Genomic DNA, 343 nt, shown 5'->3' on the forward strand with positions numbered 1-343 from the left:
AATGTTCCGTTTGTTCCTGCATTTGGCTGCGCCTGCTCTGTTACTGAAACTGTCGAAACAGCATCAACAGTACATGGAGCTGTAGCCGCCACGGTGTAAGTATACGTTCCTGCTCCTGCGAAAGCTGGAGACCAAGTTCCTCCTGCATCTGCACTTCCGCCTAACTGAGCGAATAATGCCGCTGCTGTTACAGTGCTGCCTGAACAAATCGTCAATGTTCCGTTTGTTCCTGCATTTGGCTGCGCCTGCTCTGTTACTGAAACTGTCGAAACAGCATCAACAGTACATGGAGCTGTAGCCGCCACGGTGTAAGTATACGTTCCTGCTCCTGCGAAAGCTGGAG

General features: G+C 51.0%; 1 protein-coding gene. It reads right to left on the minus strand.

Annotation, left to right across the window (positions count from 1 at the left end; translation table 11 throughout):
* Positions 1–343 (minus strand): hypothetical protein (locus ACHRVL_RS23040; RefSeq protein ID WP_395415597.1); only part of this gene is annotated, 343 nt, incomplete at both ends.

The sequence above is a fragment of the Flavobacterium sp. FlaQc-28 genome (genome assembly GCF_044007415.1).
Lineage (GTDB): Bacteria > Bacteroidota > Bacteroidia > Flavobacteriales > Flavobacteriaceae > Flavobacterium.